Origin of the sequence: Methylocella tundrae (assembly GCF_901905185.1) — a bacterium.
In the GTDB taxonomy this organism is placed as follows: Bacteria; Pseudomonadota; Alphaproteobacteria; order Rhizobiales; family Beijerinckiaceae; genus Methylocapsa; species Methylocapsa tundrae.
The window spans coordinates 1-387 of the sequence record NZ_CABFMQ020000053.1 but is presented as its reverse complement, the minus strand read 5'-3'; the positions used below and the strand labels follow the sequence as shown (position 1 = coordinate 387).

At 73.6% G+C, this 387-nt stretch carries 1 protein-coding gene; it reads left to right on the top strand.

The features are described from left to right. Positions 1-387, top strand: a 387-nt coding sequence (locus MPC4_RS05350; RefSeq protein WP_174511615.1) for an aminopeptidase N C-terminal domain-containing protein, incomplete at both ends; no start/stop codon positions are given.

The following is a 387-nucleotide window of genomic DNA, read 5'->3' as shown; positions in this document are numbered from 1 at the left end:
CTCCCTGCCCTCCGAGGGCTACATCGCCGAGCAGCTCGACGTGGTCGATCCGCAGCGCGTGCATGCGGTGCGCGAAGCCATGCGCCTGCAGCTGGCCCTGGCCCTGCAGGCGGACTGGGAGTGGATCTGGGAGCAGCACCACGACACCGGCGCCTACCGGCCCGACGCGGTCTCCTCCGGCCGCCGCGCGCTGGCGGGCATGGCGCTGTCGATGCTGTGCCTGGCCGCGCGCCGCACGGGCGACAGCGTGTGGCCCGGCCGCGCCTACCAGCGCTTCAAGGACGCCGGCAACATGACCGACCGCTTCAACGCGCTCGGCGCGCTCGTGGCGAGCGGCCAGCCCCTGGCCGCGCAGGCCCTGGCGCGGTTCCATGCGATGTTCAAGGA